Source organism: Psychroserpens mesophilus, from assembly GCF_000826645.1.
In the GTDB taxonomy this organism is placed as follows: domain Bacteria; phylum Bacteroidota; class Bacteroidia; order Flavobacteriales; family Flavobacteriaceae; genus Psychroserpens; species Psychroserpens mesophilus.
Window position 1 is genome coordinate 232,467 of record NZ_JXJP01000003.1, and the last position, 18,883, is coordinate 251,349.

Genomic DNA, 18,883 nt, shown 5'->3' on the forward strand with positions numbered 1-18,883 from the left:
TACATAAATTAATGGTAAAAAATTAAATTAAATCTTTCTCTACTGAGACTTTCGCTTTACATTTGTTGAAAATTATAATATATGATTACTTCAGATCAAATTAAAGATCTCAATACACGCCTTGATAAACTAAGGCACTATCTTTGACATAGATGCCAAACTGATAGAAATTTCTAACGAAGAAGAACAAACGTTTGACCCAAATTTCTGGAACGATTCCAAACAAGCCGAATTGGTTATGAAATCGCTTCGAGAGAAAAAAAGTTGGGTAGAAGATTACAAAACAGGCAAAACCTTATTAGAAGATTTAGAGGTCATCTACGAGTTTTACAAAGAGGAAGAAGCCACTGCAGAGGATGTTCAAGACCGATATGAAAAAGCGTTACTGCTCATTGAAAAACTAGAATTCAAAAACATGTTGTCTGATGAAGGCGATAGCTTGAGTGCTGTGCTGCAAATTACCGCTGGTGCTGGAGGAACAGAATCTTGCGATTGGGCAAGCATGCTCATGCGAATGTATTTGATGTATGCAGAAAAGAATGGTTTTAAAGTGAAAGAACTCAACTTTCAGGAAGGTGATGTTGCCGGAATTAAAACGGTGACTTTAGAAATAGAAGGCGATTATGCATTTGGATGGCTCAAAGGTGAAAATGGTGTACATCGTCTTGTTCGCATTTCTCCTTTCGACAGTAATGCCAAGCGACATACGAGTTTTGCTTCAGTTTATGTGTATCCTTTAGTTGATGATACCATAGAGATTGATATCAATCCTGCAGATATTGAAATCACAACGGCAAGGTCTAGTGGTGCTGGTGGACAAAATGTTAATAAAGTTGAAACCAAAGTTCAATTAACTCATAAACCTTCGGGAATTCAAATATCATGTTCTGAAACTCGATCGCAACATGATAATCGTGCCAGAGCACTACAGATGTTGAAGTCTCAATTATACGAAATTGAATTACAAAAGCAAATGGCGCAACGTGATGATATTGAAGCTGGCAAAATGAAAATTGAATGGGGAAGTCAAATTCGCAATTATGTGATGCATCCATATAAATTAGTAAAAGATGTAAGATCTGCTCATGAAACTGGAAATGTCGATGCTGTTATGGATGGTGATTTAGAACCATTTTTGAAAGCCTATTTAATGATGATGGGACAAAAAGAAGAGAATACAAACCAATTATAAACTATGATTACAATTTTTCACAATCCGCGTTGTACAAAATCCCGAGAAGGTCTTCAAATTTTGGAAAAATCTGGCAAGGATTTTGAAGTGGTAAAATATCTTGAAGAATCCATTTCCGAAGCGCAACTAAAAAAAATTATCGCGTTATTAGGCATTCAACCCATAAATTTGGTTAGAAAAAATGAGGCCATTTGGAAATCTGATTTTAAAGGAAAAGAACTAAACGATAAGGATGTTATATCAGCCATGATAAAAAACCCGAAACTCATTGAGCGGCCCATTGTTATAAATAATAACAAAGCAGTCATTGGAAGACCTCCTTCTTTAATTCTTGACATTATATAAGTAGTAAAAAAGATATTACATATTATGAGATTTTTAAAAAGCATTATCATAGTTTTCTCTTTAATACTTAGCAGTTATGGATTTTCCCAAACAACTGCTGAGGTTAAATATGATAAAGAACGATATGAAGAAAAAAGTAAAGAGTTAAAAGCAGAAATTATTAGCGATATCACTGAAGCGCTAGAACTTGATGCTTTTAAAAAGCAAATCGTTACGCAAACCATAGAAGCGTATTTTGAAGAACTGACAAAAATTTACATGTATGATCTTGCCGTATTTGAAAAACAAGATTTAGTCACTCAACTTGATGCCAGACATTTTAATGATTTACAAACCATACTTGAACAGGAACAAATAGATTTTATCTTAAATCAGCTTAAAGGAGATTGGAAAAAAGACAAGAAGAAGAAAAAAAGAAAAAACAAACGTAAAAAAGACAATTAATTACGATTATTTACAATAATAAAGGCTTATTTCTGTAAGAAATGTTAATCTTTAGTTTGTTTAACAAAAGATTAACCCATCTCCATATCAAGTACTATTATTTTTGCACTTTTAAACAGCAAATAATACCATCACTTGATTATGAAAATAAACTTTACGCTACTCCTACTTCTTATGTCAACCCTTAGTTTTGCACAAAAAGAAATTACCGTTACGGGTAAGGTTATTGATGCTGATGATAATTTCCCCTTAGAATACGCGACAGTTTCTTTTATCACTAAACCTGATAATAACGTAGTTACTGGAGGCATCACTGATCTCGAAGGTAAATTTGAAATTGAGGTTCCTATGGGTACTTATGATGTTAAAATTGAATATTTATCATATAAAACAAAAACCTATTCTGATAAATTGCTCGATAAAAGTATCAACTTAGGTACTGTGAGTTTGTCGTTAAATCTTGAAGCGTTAGATACTGTCGAAATCATAGCCGAACGAACTACAGCAGATATTAAACTAGATAAAAAAATCTATACAATTGGTAAAGATTTAACGGTTCAAGGCGGAACTGTAAGTGATGTTTTAGACAATGTGCCTTCAGTTTCTGTTGATGTTGAAGGTAATGTGGCCTTGCGTGGTAATGATGATGTTAGAATATTAATTAATGGTAAACCTTCAGGATTAGTTGGTCTTAATTCTACTGAAGCCTTACGTCAATTACCTGCTGAAGCCATTGAACGTGTCGAAGTGATTACCTCTCCTTCTGCCAGGTATGATGCTGAAGGTACGGCTGGTATTTTAAACATTATTTTAAGACGAAGTAAGCTTCAAGGACTCAATGGAGCTATAACTTTAAATACAGGTTATCCAACTCAAGCAGGGATTTCAGGAAATATTAATTATAGAACTGGAGATTTCAATTTTTTCAATACAACGAGTTATAACTATCGAGAAATTCCAGGTAATGCCTATGCGAATTCTACTTTCATTCCGTCTGGAGACAGACTAGAAGAAACTCGAAATTTTGATCGTGAACGAAAAGGAATCAATACCAATTTTGGTGTAGAATGGTATATAAATGACACAGCTTCTTTAACCACTTCCGTTCAGTTTAGAGATAGTAATAATGAACAGGAAAGTACTAACAGAATTGTTGAGTTTGAAAATTCAACCAATACGACTACGGTTAGAAATCGATTTGATCCCGAATTCGAAGATGATAGAACTATTCAATATACAGTAAATTTTGATAAACAATTTGGCGATAATTCTGATCATCGCTTTACAGCGAATTTCCAGTACGAATCAAGTTCAGAGCTTGAGAATTCATTAATTCAACAAGATGGTATAGCTGTTGAGGATGTGACCACAGATGAAAACCAAGATCGTATTTTTTTACAAGCAGATTACGTTCTTCCTGTTGGAGAGGTAAGTCAGTTTGAATTTGGGTATCAAGGACGTTTTCAAACTCTAGATACAGATTATGAAATCTCATTTAGAAACAATGATTCTGGTATGTTTGAATTGAGTACTGACCTAAGTAATAATCTAGTTTACAGAGAATATGTGAACGCTGTGTATAGCCAATTCGGAAGCAAAATCAAATCTAAATTTAGCTACCTTTTAGGTTTACGTATGGAAGACACCAGAATCACAATTGACCAACAAACAACGAATCAATTTGACAGAAAAAGTTATGTAAGCTTCTTTCCAACCATTAATTTAGCTTACGAACTTGGTACTGACGAAAACATTACGCTTGGTTATAACCGAAGAATTAGAAGACCACGTTCACGATTTATCAATCCGTTTCCTTCTCGTAGTTCAGCAACCAATTTATTCCAAGGGAATCCCGATTTAGATCCGAGTTTTTCAAACACATACGACTTAGGTTATTATAAAAAATTCAGCAAAAAAGTAACCTTAAATACATCTATCTATTACCAGCGAACTACAGATACTTTCAATTTTATAAATATAGGAACTGACGATTTTTTCATTTTTGAGACCAATCAGATTGTCAATGCAAGTGATCCTAACTTCGAACAGTTAGATCAAGATTTCGACTTGATTCAGATTATTCAAAGATCGCCTGTTAATCTGGCAACTAATGATCGCTATGGGTTTGAGTTTACTCTAACCTACAGACCTATTAAGAAATGGAATATCAACGGTAACTTTAATATTTTTCAATCGGTTACTGAGGGTTCTTTTGGAGGAACCGATTTTAGTGCCGAAAACTTAAGCTGGTTTATTCGTTTAAATAATAAATATACACTTCCTGGTAATATAGACTGGCAAACACGTTTGAATTACCGAGGACCTAGTGAAGACGCTCAGAATAAGAATGAAGGGATTTTCTCAACAGATTTAGCGTTCAGCAAAGATTTATTTAAAGAGCGTGCTTCTATCGCAATTAATGTTAGTGATGTATTTAACTCAAGAAAGCGAAGAAGTTTTACAACCACACCTACTTTTAATTCTAATAGCGAATTTCAATGGAGAGAACGCACTTTTAATTTATCGTTTACCTATCGTTTTAATCAACAGAAAAAACGCGAGCGTTCAGGCAATGGAGCTGGTGATGATTTTGATTTTGAAGGATAAGATAATCGCTTATTACAGCCAACAAAAAAGGAAACCAATATGGTTTCCTTTTTTTTATAAGTGAAAAAACTAAAAATTAGCTATTAGCCTCTCGTTTAGCTTTCTTTTCTTCTTTAATTTCTTTTAAGCGCTCCATTAAAGATCCGCCAATCCAATAAGGAACAACAAATGTGATTAAAAAAATCATTAACCAAAACCCTATAGTTAATATGGTTAAAAACGCTAAAAATCCTAAATATTGGTCAAATTCAAACATGTGGTTTTTTTTTGTTATTGCAAAGATATAATAAACAGATTTGTTTTACAATAGTTTATTTGGGTTTTATTAACAGGATATTAAAAGAATACTATTTCTTAATTTTTCAAAATGGTAAATTGAATTAAATCGATTGTTCGATGAAAAAATTAATGAAAAATTAAAGCAATTATTATGAAACAATTACTTATCAAAATCCTAACTTTGTAACACTATAAATTACACATTACATTATGGAATTCAGAATAGAAAAAGACACAATGGGTAAGGTAAAAGTGCCTGCTGATAAACTTTGGGGAGCACAAACAGAACGTTCTCGCAATAATTTTAAAATAGGTGCACCTGCATCGATGCCTTTAGAAATTGTTTTTGGATTTGCTTATCTAAAAAAAGCTGCTGCTTACACCAATGCTGAGCTCGGTGTTTTAGACAATGAAAAGCGCGATTTAATAGCACAAGTTTGCGACGAAATCTTAGAAGGCAAACACAATGACCAATTTCCTCTAGTAATCTGGCAAACGGGTTCTGGTACTCAGAGTAATATGAATGTTAATGAAGTGATTGCAAACAGAGCACATCAAATCGCTGGAAAAGTCATTGGAGAAGGTGATAAAACAATTCAGCCGAATGATGACGTTAACAAATCACAGTCTTCTAACGATACATTTCCAACAGGAATGCATATCGCTATTTATAAAAAAGTGGTAGAAACAACAATTTCAGGAGTTATTAAATTAAGAAATACACTACATGAAAAATCTTTAGCATTTAAAGATGTTGTAAAAATTGGACGAACACATTTAATGGATGCTACTCCTTTAACACTTGGTCAAGAATTTTCGGGTTATGTTTCTCAGTTAGATCATGGACTAAAAGCTTTAGAAAACACACTTCCTCACCTATCAGAATTAGCTCTTGGTGGTACAGCTGTGGGTACAGGACTCAACACGCCTGATGGTTATAGTGAACTCGTTGCAGATTACATTGCCAAGTTTACAGGTTTACCTTTTGTTTCTGCAGATAACAAATTTGAAGCTTTGGCAGCTCATGATGCTCTGGTTGAAACGCATGGTGCCTTAAAACAATTAGCTGTTTCGCTTAATAAAATTGCAAACGACATTCGTATGATGGCTTCTGGACCTAGAAGTGGAATTGGTGAAATTATTATTCCTGCAAACGAACCTGGAAGTTCTATAATGCCTGGAAAAGTAAATCCAACACAATGTGAAGCCTTAACAATGGTTTGTGCTCAAGTCATGGGTAATGATGTTGCTGTTACTGTTGGAGGTACTCAAGGTCATTATGAACTTAATGTTTTTAAACCAATGATGGCAGCCAATGTATTACAATCGGCACAATTACTTGGTGATGCTTGTGTTAGTTTCGAAGAACATTGTGCTGCTGGTATCGAACCAAATTATAATGTGATTAAACAACTTTTAAATAACTCGTTAATGTTAGTCACTGCTTTAAATACAAAAATTGGCTATTATAAAGCTGCTGAAATTGCAAATACAGCTCATAAAAATGGGACAACTTTAAAAGAAGAAGCTATAAATCTTGGCTATGTAACTGCTGAAGATTATGATGCTTGGGTGAAACCTGAGAACATGGTAGGCTCTCTGAAATAAATTCCATATATTTAAATATAATCAACAACCTTTATTATGAAAAGAACTTTACTTAATTTATGTATCATTTTAATTGCTAGTTTTTCAGCCTTTAGTCAAACGACGTTTGCGCCTTTGGTGAACATCGATCCTGATACAGGTGATGAACCATTCGAAATAGAATCTGGAGACTTAGATGGCGATGGTACAATTGACCTGGTCATGGCTACATTTGATGCTGCAGGTTCTATTGACTTTATCAAATGGTATAAAAATGATGGTTTAGGAAACTTTACCATTCAGCCAACTATTTCTTCAACAATTACCTTTATTGATGGCTTAGAAGTTGCTGATATTGATGGTCAGTTTGGTGATGATATTATTGTATCCTCTCAAAATCAAAATAAAGTTGTGTATTTCTTAAGTGATGGTGCTGGAGGTTTTGGTCCTGAAACAAGTATTGATAGTTCTATTTTTGCACCTGGAGAAGTGAAAGCTGGAGACATTAATTTAGATGGTAATATGGATATCATTGTGCCTACATTTAGTGAATTTAAAACCGTTTGGTATGCTGGAGATGGTTTAGGTGGCTTTGCCGCAGAACAAACAATTCAGTTCGATGTAGATGGTTTTGACACACCATACTATGTTGATATAGCAGATTATGATGATGATGGTGATCTAGATGTACTTATTGGTATTTATAAATTCCCAGCTCCTCAACGAATTGAAATTTATTATAACCAGTATGACGAGAGTGGCTCTACGGCAGTTTCTTGGATTAAAGACACGCAAACTGTTGATAACACGCTAACAAGAATAAATAATATTATTTTTGCTGATGTCAATAATGATGGACAGCCAGATGTAGTTTCAACAGATATAACTTCTGGAAACGTAACCTGGTACAATAAAATTAAAAATGGTGTCTCTACACCTAGTGTCATTTCAGATGCTTCAATTATTACTAATCCTGCTTTAGCTTACGTTGTCGACATAGATGGTGACGCTCTTAATGATGTGATTGTAACTGATTTCTCTTCAGGAGATGACGCCATCATTTGGTTTAAAGGGAATAGTGGCGCAAGTCCTGATGCAACTCCAACCACGATTACTGATAATAACTTTCAAATGGTTGATATTGCAATTGCCGATTTTGATAATGATATGGATAACGATATAGCTTCTGTTGGTAATTTTAGCGATACTGTATTTTGGTTAGCAAATGATCTATTTACACTTGGAGTCGTTAGTGAAACTATTGAAGGATTAAAAATATATCCTAATCCTACCAATCATATTTTAAATATATCTACAAACAGAAATGAAGCTATAAATATAATTGTCATTGATGTTGTTGGAAAAGAAGTTTTACGAGAATCAGTTCAATCTACAGCTAAATTAGATGTGTCGCAACTTCAAAATGGTTTGTATATCATTAAATTTGAAGGATCTGATACGACTTACAAATTCATTAAACAATAATGTAATTCAATAAACTATAAAAAAAGTATAGCGCTAGCATTTTGCTGGCGCTTTTTATTTATTAAATTTAGACTTTATCTTATTCCTATGTCAATACTCATAACCAATATAAAAGAACTTGTTCAAGTTCGAAATACCAATGTAACTCTTGTTGAAGGTGACGATATGAAACATTTACCAACCCTTCAAAATGCATACTTATATATAGAACATGATACCATTGTAGAATATGGAAGTATGAAAGACCTTGCAGGCATTGAAGCTGAAGAAATCATTGATGCAACAGGCAAAACTGTTTTACCAACCTGGTGCGATTCTCATACCCATATTGTTTATGCAGGAGATCGAACTCAAGAATTTGTAGATCGTATAAACGGATTATCGTATGAAGCTATTGCAAATCGTGGTGGAGGCATTTTAAATTCTGCTGAAAAACTGCAAATCACTTCTGAAGACGAACTTTATAATCAAGCTGCAAAACGCCTAACTGAAGTTATTAAACTTGGTACAGGTGCAATAGAGATTAAATCTGGTTACGGACTTACAGTTGAAGCTGAATTGAAAATGCTTCGCGTAATAAAACGATTAAAAAAAGAATTCCCTATCAAAGTTAAACCAACCCTATTGGCTGCACACGCGATTCCTAAGGAATTTAAAAATAATAAAATAGGATTTATTGATCTGGTGGTCAATGAAATGATTCCTGCTGTTGCTAAAGATCGTTTAGCAGATTATATTGACGTATTTTGTGAAAAAGGCTATTTCGATTTGGAAGACACCCAACGTGTCCTTGAAGCTGGAAAAAAACATGGTTTAATACCTAAAATACATGTCAATCAGTTTAATGCCTTTGGTGGTGTTGCATTAGGTGTAAAATACAATGCTTTATCAGTAGATCATCTGGAAGAATTAAATCCTGATGATATTATTGCTTTAAAGTCTTCTAATACCATTCCTGTTGCTTTGCCTGGTTGTTCCTATTTTTTGAGTATTCCATACACTCCTGCAAGACAACTTATTGATGCAGGTTTACCTTTAGCTTTGGCAACCGATTATAATCCTGGATCTACACCTAGCGGAAATATGAATTTTGTGGTATCTGCCGCATGTATCAAAATGAAGATGACTCCAGAAGAAGCTATAAATGCTGCTACTATAAATGGTGCATATGCTATGAGTATTTCCAATATGTATGGCAGTATTTGCAGAGGAAAAAAAGCAAACATCATCATTACAAAACCTATTCCTAGCTACCATTATCTAGCTTATGCTTTTGGTGATAACCACATTGATACTGTAATTATTAACGGACAACGTTACGAATAGTTATATATTGAAAATAAAAAATCCGATAGCTCAATGAACTTTCGGACTTTTATTCTTTATCAATTTTGAGAATCTATTTCAAAGTAAACTCAGAGGTAGATACTAATTCGTTTTCGTTAAATACATTTACCACATAACGACCTTCGATAAAATCGTCGTTTGGCGCAACAAACTCACATATATCTAAGTTTTTATTTTCGTAATTAAACTTACTAACTAGACTATAGTTTAAAATTGTTTCGTCAAACTGAATTTGTTCATTGGCACCTAATACATTGTTTTTAGGATCCAAAACCTGAACATACAATTCTTTATCTCCTGCGCCTACCAAAGCGTTTTTTGCAACGGTGTAACAAATTCTAATTTTATCGCTACGCTTTGCTCTTTCAGTCGGAATTAATTTCCCCGAACTTCTCTCAATCACTCCAAAACCTTTCAATCCAACCGTTTGTAAAACTGCTGCATTTTCAACAACTTCAGATAATTGCGTATTCTGAATTAGTAAAGAATCTGTAAAAACAGCGCGTTCTTGTAGTTGCATATTAGTACTGTCTAATGACGTCGCTAGCAAGGCGTTCTCAATTTTAAGCTTATCATTTTCAGATAACAACACATCCATTTCTTCTTGAAGTGCCATAAATTTCTTTTTGTACCTCCACAAACTGTTGACACTGTTTTGAGAAATTTTTAAAGAATCCATTAACCCTTGAATACGTTCTCTAGCTTCAACGAGACTCTGATTTGCAATTTCATTTTCACCAATAGCAATATCATATTGTTTTGCCATTGAACTTAAATCGGCCATGACCTGCTCTTTCTCTCTTGTTAATGTCGCTTCATTTTCTTTTTTCTCATTATACAATTTAGATGTGTAAAATGCGGTTCCTAAAAAAAGAGCCAATAAAATACCTAGAGCAATTTTTAACCCAATTCCTTTACTGTTAGAATTTTCCATATTATACTTTTATTTTTTGGTTAATTTAAAACGTTAATTCTTTTAATTTTTATAAAGCTGAAAATAAAATCTGTACTTTTAATACTTCAAAATTAATCAATTTTGTTGATGGAACACTTAAAACCTTTTACAACTTCAGAACTAAACGCCATTCTGAAAAAACGCCCTAAGGAGACCAAATTTGGAGAACATATTGTGTTACTTCCAGACTTTGACAATATATACGAACAATTGTTAAAATTGGACGTTTCTTATGTGATTTTTGGTATAAAAGAAGATGTAGGCGTGTTTGCAAATTATGGAAACACAGGAACTTCCAAAGCTTGGGATAGTGCGATTAAAATTTTGTTAAATATTCAAAGTAATGTATTCACTCAACCTAAAAAAGTAGCCCTATTAGGATGCTTGGAGTTCGAAACGTATCAAAATAAACTTGAAAAACTTGATCAGAACAAAAAGAAACACATCTCTAAAGCTCGTAAATTGGTGTCTAAAATTGATGAAGAGGTTGCCTTTTTAGTGTCTCAGATTGTCAGTGCTGGTAAAATCCCAATTATTATTGGTGGTGGTCATAACAATGCTTTTGGGAATATCAAAGGCACTTCATTAGCATTAAAAAAACCAATCCATGCTGTAAACTTTGATGCTCATCATGACTTTAGAGCTGAAGAAGGCAGGCACAGTGGCAATGGTTTTAGCTATGCTTATGCTGAAGGTTTTCTTAAAAACTACTACATCTTCGGCTTGCACGAAAATTATATTTCAGAACAAATTTTAAACACCATTCAAAAAATAAAAACGGTTAAGTATACTACCTATGAAGCGATTTCTGTTCGAAAAGAATTGAAATTTAAAACAGAAATAGAGACAGCATTAAACCATGTTTCTAACTTTAATTTCGGATTAGAAATAGATTGTGATGCAATTTTGAATACACCAAGTAGCGCGATGTCTCCTAGTGGTTTATCTGTGCAACAAGCTAGACAATTTGTACATGCTATTGGATCGCATAAAAATGCGAGCTACTTACACATTTGTGAAGCTGCTCCTACGCCTGATACTGAAGTTCAAGTTGGAAAACTAATTTCATATCTCATCACCGATTTTATAAGAGCGCATGAAATCCTTTGAAATTATTCCTTTTGACAACCAATATGCTAGAGATTTCTATGAGTTAAATATAGAATGGCTTACAACCTATTTTTATGTAGAACCTTTTGACGAAGAAGTTTTAAGCAAACCTGAAACGTATATAATCAATAAAGGTGGTCATATTTTCTTCGCGAAACGAGATGGTATCATTTTAGGCACTGTAGCGCTAATGCCTACACAAAATCCTAAGGTTTTTGAATTAACCAAAATGGCAGTAAGACCCAATTTTCGAGGACAACAGATAGGTCAGCATTTACTGCAACATTGTATAGATTTTGCAAAATCGATAGCACTAGATGCGCTCATGCTCTACTCTGCCACAAAACTTGAAAATGCGATTTACATTTACCGAAAATTTGGTTTTGTAAAATTAGAACTTGAAAAAGAAAGTCCGTATCAACGAAGTGATATCAAAATGGAATTGAAATTAACTACCTAAATATTTCAAACATTGAATAAACCTGAATCAGCACTTGTATGATAACGACTAGTATCATTTAAACCTTCATGTCGTCAGAAATCGTATTCCAGAATGATTTTTTATTCATACAAAACTTACTGATTTTCATCAGACGCTTTCAAAGAGTCTATTTTTCGTTGCAATGCTTCAATCTCTTTAGTTTTATCATCTACTTTAGGCAATGTTAGGAGAGAATCTACCGCTTTTTGAATAAATAGATCTTCATCTTCTAATTCGTCTTCATAGAAATAACCTATACCTTCACTGGATCTCCAAGCTTCACCTAATTGGTCATACACTTCTTTGTCCCAAGTACTTGGATGTTTCACGTCAATCCAAACCACATCACGATATTCACTATCAATTAATACTAAATCTGGCGTTGCCGAACCATCAAACTGCTTGTCATTGGTATTGCTAATTGCAGAAATAGTTCCTAAAAAGAACATGCGTTTTCTTCCCGCAATATCTTTAATATAAGGTCTGAATTCAGTTGGTGTATTCGCTTCCCAGTCAATTTCTTTTTTAGATTCTTTAACTTTTTGAGGCATTGCAGAAACACCTGCATAACCTTGTTTTTTGGCGGCATGATCGTAATAATATAATTTATCAGTTCCATCAGCTGGAATAAACACGCTATAACTCAAACTGGTTCGTTCTGCGCCTACAGGCTCTAAACCAAACCAATGGTATAATCCACTATAGGCATCACTTTCAGAACCTGCAAAATCAAAATCGGTGACATAAGGCTGTTGATTTTGATCTTTAGGCATTTCTGGAATTTTAACGGCTGTCAACATATTCCAAGGTAATGGATCGCTAAAGCCTCCTAAAAATTTTAAGGATTCAGCCTGTAAGCGAGATACTTTTTCGGCCAAAGTATTTTGTTTATTGAGATACGGATAATTTTTCATCTCTTCAGGAGAAATATACGTTCCTTTTCCTATGGTAATCCGTTCTAAATAATCGTTAAAATCGTGCTCTCCGTTTTCAATCACCATAACACCTCCAAAACTTGGATATGGAAAAAAGAACCCTTTCCATTTAATCAAACTTACAACCTGAACCCATTCACCTGAATCATCTTTCATATAAAACGTATCACTAGGCTCATAATTAACTAACATCCAAGGATTAAAACGCTGCACAACTGCATTGTACGTATTACGACTAAACTTTAAGGATTCACCAATAGAAAAGGTCACAGGAATTCTATTTTCATTAGAAAAACGAGGAAAAGGAGTGGTACTTGACACCGAAAAAACCTCTTCGGTATTGTCGCTTATTTGTTGAAAGGTGTAATTTTCTGAAGGCTGTATAGCCATAGTCCATTTGTTTTCATTATCCACTCTCACTAAATGTGGAAGCGATACATCTTTGGTCTCTCCTACACTTTCATTTGCCATTGTGAAAATATTTCGCAAAGGCTGAATTCGTTCGTTTTGAGTTAATGGCAACTCATTAATTTCGACTTTATTTAAATCATTGAATACATTATAGGTTTTCATGTAATCGTATAATTTTAAATGCCAGCCAACGAGATAAATCAATCCAAAAAATGCAATTAAAGCCACTAGTATAACTAAGCGCTTTCCTGTACTTGCTGAACTTCTAAATTTCTTAAGTCCGAGAAGCAATACTAACAAACTCAATAGGATAACGAATATGTATTTTCTAACAAATAATAATGCAGGTTGATAATCATCTCGAAGCACAAAAAGTGCAATTAGTAAAATAAGACCTACAAAAATCGTAATGACCTTTTGTTTTGTTCCTTTATTCCAGTATGATTTGATCATAGTCTAAATTTTGTGTCTGGTCGAGCGCAGTCGAGACCTATTTAAAATCTTTTATTTGATATAACCTCTCGCTAACTGCGTTATGTACTTGTAATGAAAATATATTTTCAATTAAGTAGTGCTCGAGGTGACTTGTATTATGTTATTACATGATAAAAAAATTCAGAACAACAGTTACATTAACCCTTTATCTTTTAAACGTTCTCGAGCCGATTTTTGATTAGGATCGGGATCTGTTTTAATTTCTTCTTTTGCCTCCTGAATCACTTTATTATCTCTGTTTTTAAAATCTTCAATTAAATCTTTTCCTTTTTCTACAACGCTGTCAAATTTATCTTCTAATGTGTCGCTTTGTTGTTCGATTACTTTGGTTGATTTTAATACAAAATTAGCGAGGTATGTCCCAATAAGAGTTCCAGTTGCAAACGAAGCAAAACCAGAAAGCACAAAGTAATTTGTAAAGACTTCAACAGGTGTTAGGAATTGCAAAATCAATCCTACCAAAAGCACACTGGTGACAATAAATATCAATCGAGGTATAAACGCTTGTTTATAAACAAAACCTTTAGGATTGTCAGGACTCATTTGCAGTTCTTTACTATTGACAATCTTATTTAAAAAGCGATACACGCCATTGCCATTGGATTCTCTCCAGTACAAGAAAATACCAAATAATATAGATGCAATAAATATGACTAGTTCTAATCCCATAATTATTCTTTTTGTCATTCTGCACCACGATGCAGAATCTGTTATTTTTTTAGAAGATTCCGCATAAAGTGCGGAATGACAACTTCTATAAAGTTAGTCTAATTTTATTAAATATTGTTACGAATTGTTTCAATTACCCAATCTTGTAAGGAGTCGTCCCAAGTATCGTATAATTTATAAAACTCTTGTTTATCATACCAATACAAGAACAGAACATCTTTTGGAGCAATATTAACTAGTAATTTCCAGATTAAATCTTGATGCTTTGGATGTAGACTAGAATGCGGTTCATGCATGGCTTCAAACAAATCTTGGTCAACAATATCTGAAATTTTATATTGATTACTAGTTTCTAATTTTTCAAGATAGCGCTCTATACTCATCACTTTTTTACGAGCATCAATATCAATTTTATTTAAATAACTCTTGAACAGCAACGGATCGTTTAAAATGTCTTTGATAGGATGTTGTGTATCTTTTAAAAATTTGGCAAATTCAAATTTCTTGATACGCTCGTAACGTTTTGTCGCTACAATATCTTCTAAATCATAGGCAATAATGATATGATCGCGAAGCTTTTCCATTAATTCAGGCTGAGAAATATGAAAAATAATAACATCGTGAATGGTGTCCTTAATCGCTTCTTTATACCATTTCATATCTTCAAAGATGACCATGGGAGAAATAAAATCTCTTAACACATAAACACCTCCAAATGATTTGGTGTAAAAGGAGTTTACTCTGAAATCAATTGCTGGTAATTCTAAATCTCTGTCTCTTAAATCACCATAGGTTTTAGCAGAGTTTAGTAATTCCTGATGAATGTCTTCATCGATAAAATTATGACCATGCTTGAACTTTTCTATCAGTTGCAATTGTTCCTTTTGCTGATGGTACAAATTGTTCATGAGATGAAAATTAATATGAATCGTATTGTATTTCAATACATCTAACGGTTCATAAAACGCATCTATTCTTTGATCAAAATCAATACAAATTGCAGAATCTCTGGTAATATCATTTATTTTAGTTCCGTAGGTTTTAAAAATATGCTGCATCATTTCCCTATCAAATGTATGATTAGGCAAATACACAGGTTTGTTATTTTGTAATGGTGAAATAATAATGCCATGCGGATTTGATTCGCCATTACATAAATAATATTGTTCTCCCTTTTCTTCTGCAACTTCTGGACTCCAACCAATGCCATCAATTGAAAATTTTGTGAGTTTTGTTTCAGTAAAACCAAGCTTTTTTAAGCACTGATTATAACGCTCAACTAATTTCCCTGAAATTGGTATAAGTTCACTTCTATATAAATTTGCAGCTTTTAATTTTTGCATTGTAATACATTATTATTCTGAGCATATTGCAATAACATAATTGTTTTTGCATCCATAATCTCTTTTGTTTCAATCATACTCAAAGCGTCGCTAAATGGCATTTCTAAAACATCTATCTCTTCATTTTCGGAAGCTAAACCTCCTCCTGGATTGATTCGCATGTCTTCTGAATATTCTGCACAAAACAAGTACAATTTTTCGGTCATTGCGCCAGGTGACATATAGGCTTCCAAAACACAATTAGCCTCTGTAATCTTATAACCTACTTCTTCTTCAATTTCTCTTAAGATTGTAGTTTCTGGAGATTCATTTTGATCAATGGCACCAGCACAAACTTCTATAGACATACCTTCACTTTTATTATTTTCATAAATCGGCATTCTGAATTGTTTGGTTAAAACTACAGTTGATTTTTCAACATTATATAATAACACAGCTGCTCCATCTCCTCTGTTATAACATTCTCTAGACAAGCGTTTTATACGACCATCTTTGAACTGATAGTCATAATCAATTCTATAAAGTGTTGCCCATGCCTTCGAAAGTACATGATGTGTAATATTTTTTATGGTAACAATGGTTTTCAAACAGATTATAGATTAGTCTTTATTTTGTAATTTCTGAATTTTAAGTACATTCCCATCTATTGGAGAAATAGAAACCTTCTTATCTCCTTTCTCAATATAAAAAACACTTAAACTATTTTTTCCCAACACCTTAGCATTTAAAGTCTTACCATTAATAAATTCAATTTTATGAGTGTTTTCTATGGTATTCTCAGCAATTTGAGTTTTATTTTTCATACCTCTACCATATCCAAAACCCAGAAAATATCCTAAAATGAATAACGCTATAATAAAGAGTAATGCATAGCTGTTTTTAGAAAAAGCTTCTAAACCATTAATCTTTTTTAGATGTTTACCCGATTGATACTTCTTTTTGTTTCTTCGCAACCTCACAAGTAAAGGTATTAACACTTTAACATAAATAACACTAATGAGTATGATAGCAAGAAAAGTCATTGATGATTTTAAACTTGACGTAATAACGCTTATCGGACTAATAAGTACGTCTAAAACTGAAGAATGTTCTAAATAATTCACATCGACCAGATTGAAATATATGGCATTATGAATAATTCCTAAAATAAGTAGATAGATATAGCCTAAGGACAAAACTTCCTGAACATCAATTGACTTTTTTGAATTTGTTTCTTCCATGTTTAGTTTTTTCCAAATTGTTCACGAGCTTCAGTATCTATTTTCAACTGATTGACTCTCGACTCCACTTTTCGTTTAAAGTCGGTATCAGCAATAGTCGCTACATTGTCTAAATATCGTACGACTTCCTGACGACGAATTTCAGAAAAATCCAAGCCTTTCATATTGGCTCGCATCAATTCCTGAAGCATGTTAAATTTCGTTTCGTAATCTTTCTTGAAATAGATTTCAGGATTTTCAAACCAGTCTTCCTCTAAGTCGAAATCGGTTAAACGCAATGACACAGCACTCTGAATATTTCTCACATCTCGAGATGAGAAAAATGGAAAGATTTTCTGAATTTCTTTATACAAATTAGCATAAAACAGATGTTGGTTTGTTTTGAAGCTGCTTTCAACTTTATCATAGGCTTTAAGCACGCGTTCTTCAGTTGGTTTATCTGAAACGTTTAGGATTTCTCCCATGTTTTTTGCCAATCCTTGATCTTGCAGGTAACTATAATTTTCTGGTCCTTGCATGTTTACGAAATCTGGCATTGTATCATCTAGTTTTCGCCACCATAAATGATCCTGATCTAAGAAATCGTGTTCTGTTCGTGCGCCATCAATTTTGAAACGACCTTGAACACGAGAGATCACAGCTTTATCTAACATTTCAGGAAGGTTGGTAAATAAACCAATTGAACTATTACCATAATTTACTGCATAAGCACCTTCAGTGTATCTTAAAAATACACCAATCACTTCTTTTACTCCAGCAGACACACCTTGAGCAGTTCGTTCCTGCAAATTATTTTCGGCATCGTCAATAGGTGCAAAAATTAATTTTGAAGGATCTTGTAAAGGCTTCATCCAGTCCACCATCTTTTCTGCAGAACCACCTTGAAATGTTGAAATCAGTGTATCTGGCATTGGGTGAAACAAGAACGGAATATCTAAATTATCGCAATGTTCTTTTAATCGAGTAGCAATAGCAGCAATCAACATACTTTTACCTGTTCCTGGAATTCCGTAACCCATAAACACAGGCATGAAACCTCCAAGTTCCTGAAACGGATTCTTTTTAGCTGTAAAATCGTAACTCAGCATACGCTCGGTTAAACGACGAGCAAAATGTTTAGCATCTCTGTTTCCGACAATTTGTTCAAACTGAATTTTATTAAATTCAACACTTTTTGCTGCACCTTGAAAAACATTATCCCAACCTGAAACAGCAAATTCGGAATTTTCAAGTTTATAGGTTCTGTCGAGAATGGTTTCAGTGTATTCCAAACTGCTTTTACGCATTTGAATTTCTGCAATTAAGGCTTCAAAGTACACGACAGTAAAATCGACAACATCTTTATCTGTTTTTACAATTTCAGGATGACCTAAATATTTGTCGTAATAAAATAGAGCACAAGAAATTCCTTTTAAAGGCGACATTAGAGACACCTCAGGAATTCCAGCAAATTTATTCTTCATGACGCTTAAATCATCTGAAGCAATCGTTTGTAAATCATGTAAAATTTTATAAGCCGTTGAAAACAACATAAACGCCGTAGCCGTTTGCATTTTGCTTTCGTATTCTCGCTTACCAGAATTATCTAAAGCCGATTTGTTTTCAGATAAACCAGACAAACCTGAAGCATCGTAATAGCTGTCTTTTATCCAAATCCCAAGAGTAATACCTTCCTGAACTGCATAAAGTGTTTGATTGAGATACACAGGAATGGCAATCGACTCAGGCAGCAGTCGTTTTTTGAGTTCTAAAACCGTTTTTGAGACTGAAGTTACTTCTGCTCCACCATTTCCTTTGGCACGTGATAAATACAAAAGAATCGATTCATCTTTAGCATCTTTATCTTTATTCTTTGCGCGCTGACCTTGTTCCCATTGTACACTTTTAATATAGGAAGTCACTTCATCACGAAGCATATCAAGTTCATTTTGTTTTATAGGAAATGTTGAGTTGTGTTCCATAGTTTTAGTCTTCAGTA

General features: G+C 33.5%; 17 protein-coding genes. 9 read left to right on the forward strand and 8 right to left on the reverse strand.

The window, feature by feature from the left end:
* Positions 1 to 81 precede the first annotated feature (81 nt).
* The 4 genes from prfB to TD18_RS04920 all read left to right on the forward strand — a co-directional run bounded on the left by prfB (position 82) and on the right by TD18_RS04920 (position 4,588).
* Positions 82 to 1,192 (forward strand): peptide chain release factor 2 gene (gene prfB, locus TD18_RS04905; RefSeq protein WP_152611312.1). Its coding sequence is split into 2 segments (ribosomal slippage): positions 82 to 144 and positions 146 to 1,192, totalling 1,110 coding nucleotides; the frame shifts between segments, so codons are not numbered across the junction.
* Positions 1,193 to 1,195: 3 nt separating this feature from the next.
* The gene (arsC, locus tag TD18_RS04910) at positions 1,196 to 1,537 is read left to right on the forward strand and encodes an arsenate reductase (glutaredoxin) (RefSeq protein WP_040249300.1); all 342 of its coding nucleotides are present in this window, start codon (positions 1,196 to 1,198) and stop codon (positions 1,535 to 1,537) included.
* A 24-nt stretch (positions 1,538 to 1,561) separates the two neighbouring features.
* On the forward strand, positions 1,562 to 1,981 hold the full coding sequence (locus TD18_RS04915; protein WP_040249301.1) for a hypothetical protein: 420 nt from the start codon (positions 1,562 to 1,564) through the stop codon (positions 1,979 to 1,981).
* Between the two features lie 174 nt (positions 1,982 to 2,155).
* On the forward strand, positions 2,156 to 4,588 hold the full coding sequence (locus TD18_RS04920) for a TonB-dependent receptor domain-containing protein (RefSeq protein ID WP_241480643.1): 2,433 nt from the start codon (positions 2,156 to 2,158) through the stop codon (positions 4,586 to 4,588).
* A gap of 76 nt (positions 4,589 to 4,664) precedes the next feature.
* On the opposite strand, the gene TD18_RS04925 is transcribed toward TD18_RS04920, so the two are convergent.
* On the reverse strand, positions 4,665 to 4,844 hold the full coding sequence (locus TD18_RS04925) for a hypothetical protein (RefSeq protein ID WP_040249305.1): 180 nt from the start codon (positions 4,842 to 4,844) through the stop codon (positions 4,665 to 4,667).
* Positions 4,845 to 5,077: 233 nt separating this feature from the next.
* On the opposite strand from TD18_RS04925, the gene fumC reads away from it, so the two are divergent.
* From fumC to hutI, 3 genes are all read left to right on the forward strand, one after another.
* Positions 5,078 to 6,475 carry a class II fumarate hydratase gene (gene fumC / locus TD18_RS04930; RefSeq protein WP_040249306.1) on the forward strand — a complete coding sequence of 466 codons (1,398 nt, stop codon included), beginning with the start codon at positions 5,078 to 5,080 and terminating at the stop codon, positions 6,473 to 6,475.
* A 36-nt stretch (positions 6,476 to 6,511) separates the two neighbouring features.
* Positions 6,512 to 7,939, forward strand: coding sequence for a T9SS type A sorting domain-containing protein (locus tag TD18_RS04935; RefSeq protein WP_040249307.1), 1,428 nt, complete (start codon positions 6,512 to 6,514; stop codon positions 7,937 to 7,939).
* A gap of 87 nt (positions 7,940 to 8,026) precedes the next feature.
* A complete protein-coding gene (hutI, locus tag TD18_RS04940; protein ID WP_040249310.1) occupies positions 8,027 to 9,265 on the forward strand; it encodes an imidazolonepropionase in 1,239 nt (412 codons plus the stop codon).
* 73 nt (positions 9,266 to 9,338) lie between these two features.
* Here the strand turns inward: hutI and TD18_RS04945 are convergent, their stop codons facing one another.
* Complete coding sequence (locus TD18_RS04945) at positions 9,339 to 10,220, reverse strand: hypothetical protein (protein WP_040249312.1); 882 nt, start codon at positions 10,218 to 10,220, stop codon at positions 9,339 to 9,341.
* A gap of 108 nt (positions 10,221 to 10,328) precedes the next feature.
* On the opposite strand from TD18_RS04945, the gene TD18_RS04950 reads away from it, so the two are divergent.
* Both TD18_RS04950 and TD18_RS04955 read left to right on the forward strand, forming a co-directional pair.
* Positions 10,329 to 11,351 (forward strand): formimidoylglutamase, encoded by a 1,023-nt coding sequence (locus TD18_RS04950; protein WP_040249315.1) that lies wholly within the window; start codon positions 10,329 to 10,331, stop codon positions 11,349 to 11,351.
* Positions 11,338 to 11,811: a GNAT family N-acetyltransferase gene (locus TD18_RS04955; protein ID WP_040249318.1), complete on the forward strand. Its 474-nt coding sequence runs from the start codon at positions 11,338 to 11,340 to the stop codon at positions 11,809 to 11,811. Before TD18_RS04950 ends, TD18_RS04955 begins: the two co-directional genes overlap by 14 nt.
* Before the next feature lie 116 nt (positions 11,812 to 11,927).
* Here the strand turns inward: TD18_RS04955 and TD18_RS04960 are convergent, their stop codons facing one another.
* From TD18_RS04960 to TD18_RS04985, 6 genes are all read right to left on the reverse strand, one after another.
* The gene (locus TD18_RS04960) at positions 11,928 to 13,631 is read right to left on the reverse strand and encodes a hypothetical protein (RefSeq protein ID WP_040249321.1); all 1,704 of its coding nucleotides are present in this window, start codon (positions 13,629 to 13,631) and stop codon (positions 11,928 to 11,930) included.
* A gap of 174 nt (positions 13,632 to 13,805) precedes the next feature.
* Positions 13,806 to 14,342: a hypothetical protein gene (locus TD18_RS04965; protein ID WP_040249324.1), complete on the reverse strand. Its 537-nt coding sequence runs from the start codon at positions 14,340 to 14,342 to the stop codon at positions 13,806 to 13,808.
* Positions 14,343 to 14,449: 107 nt separating this feature from the next.
* The gene (locus TD18_RS04970) at positions 14,450 to 15,685 is read right to left on the reverse strand and encodes a DUF6638 family protein (RefSeq protein ID WP_040249326.1); all 1,236 of its coding nucleotides are present in this window, start codon (positions 15,683 to 15,685) and stop codon (positions 14,450 to 14,452) included.
* Entirely contained in the window at positions 15,673 to 16,272 is a 600-nt protein-coding gene (locus tag TD18_RS04975; protein ID WP_241480644.1) for an NUDIX domain-containing protein, read from the reverse strand. Before TD18_RS04975 ends, TD18_RS04970 begins: the two co-directional genes overlap by 13 nt.
* A 12-nt stretch (positions 16,273 to 16,284) precedes the next feature.
* Positions 16,285 to 16,905, reverse strand: coding sequence for a hypothetical protein (locus TD18_RS04980; protein WP_040249327.1), 621 nt, complete (start codon positions 16,903 to 16,905; stop codon positions 16,285 to 16,287).
* Positions 16,906 to 16,907: 2 nt separating this feature from the next.
* Positions 16,908 to 18,866 (reverse strand): AAA family ATPase, encoded by a 1,959-nt coding sequence (locus TD18_RS04985; RefSeq protein WP_040249329.1) that lies wholly within the window; start codon positions 18,864 to 18,866, stop codon positions 16,908 to 16,910.
* Positions 18,867 to 18,883: the final 17 nt, after the last annotated feature.

Excerpts from the sequence above, each read along its gene's own strand:
- arsC (WP_040249300.1), top strand. The coding sequence starts at position 1,196 with ATGATTACAATTTTTCACAATCCGCGTTGTACAAAATCCCGAGAAGGT.
- TD18_RS04915 (WP_040249301.1), top strand. The coding sequence starts at position 1,562 with ATGAGATTTTTAAAAAGCATTATCATAGTTTTCTCTTTAATACTTAGC.
- TD18_RS04920 (WP_241480643.1), top strand. The coding sequence starts at position 2,156 with ATGTCAACCCTTAGTTTTGCACAAAAAGAAATTACCGTTACGGGTAAG.
- TD18_RS04925 (WP_040249305.1), bottom strand. The coding sequence starts at position 4,844 with ATGTTTGAATTTGACCAATATTTAGGATTTTTAGCGTTTTTAACCATA.
- fumC (WP_040249306.1), top strand. The coding sequence starts at position 5,078 with ATGGAATTCAGAATAGAAAAAGACACAATGGGTAAGGTAAAAGTGCCT.
- TD18_RS04935 (WP_040249307.1), top strand. The coding sequence starts at position 6,512 with ATGAAAAGAACTTTACTTAATTTATGTATCATTTTAATTGCTAGTTTT.
- hutI (WP_040249310.1), top strand. The coding sequence starts at position 8,027 with ATGTCAATACTCATAACCAATATAAAAGAACTTGTTCAAGTTCGAAAT.
- TD18_RS04945 (WP_040249312.1), bottom strand. The coding sequence starts at position 10,220 with ATGGAAAATTCTAACAGTAAAGGAATTGGGTTAAAAATTGCTCTAGGT.
- TD18_RS04950 (WP_040249315.1), top strand. The coding sequence starts at position 10,329 with ATGGAACACTTAAAACCTTTTACAACTTCAGAACTAAACGCCATTCTG.
- TD18_RS04955 (WP_040249318.1), top strand. The coding sequence starts at position 11,338 with ATGAAATCCTTTGAAATTATTCCTTTTGACAACCAATATGCTAGAGAT.
- TD18_RS04960 (WP_040249321.1), bottom strand. The coding sequence starts at position 13,631 with ATGATCAAATCATACTGGAATAAAGGAACAAAACAAAAGGTCATTACG.
- TD18_RS04965 (WP_040249324.1), bottom strand. The coding sequence starts at position 14,342 with ATGGGATTAGAACTAGTCATATTTATTGCATCTATATTATTTGGTATT.
- TD18_RS04970 (WP_040249326.1), bottom strand. The coding sequence starts at position 15,685 with ATGCAAAAATTAAAAGCTGCAAATTTATATAGAAGTGAACTTATACCA.
- TD18_RS04980 (WP_040249327.1), bottom strand. The coding sequence starts at position 16,905 with ATGGAAGAAACAAATTCAAAAAAGTCAATTGATGTTCAGGAAGTTTTG.
- TD18_RS04985 (WP_040249329.1), bottom strand. The coding sequence starts at position 18,866 with ATGGAACACAACTCAACATTTCCTATAAAACAAAATGAACTTGATATG.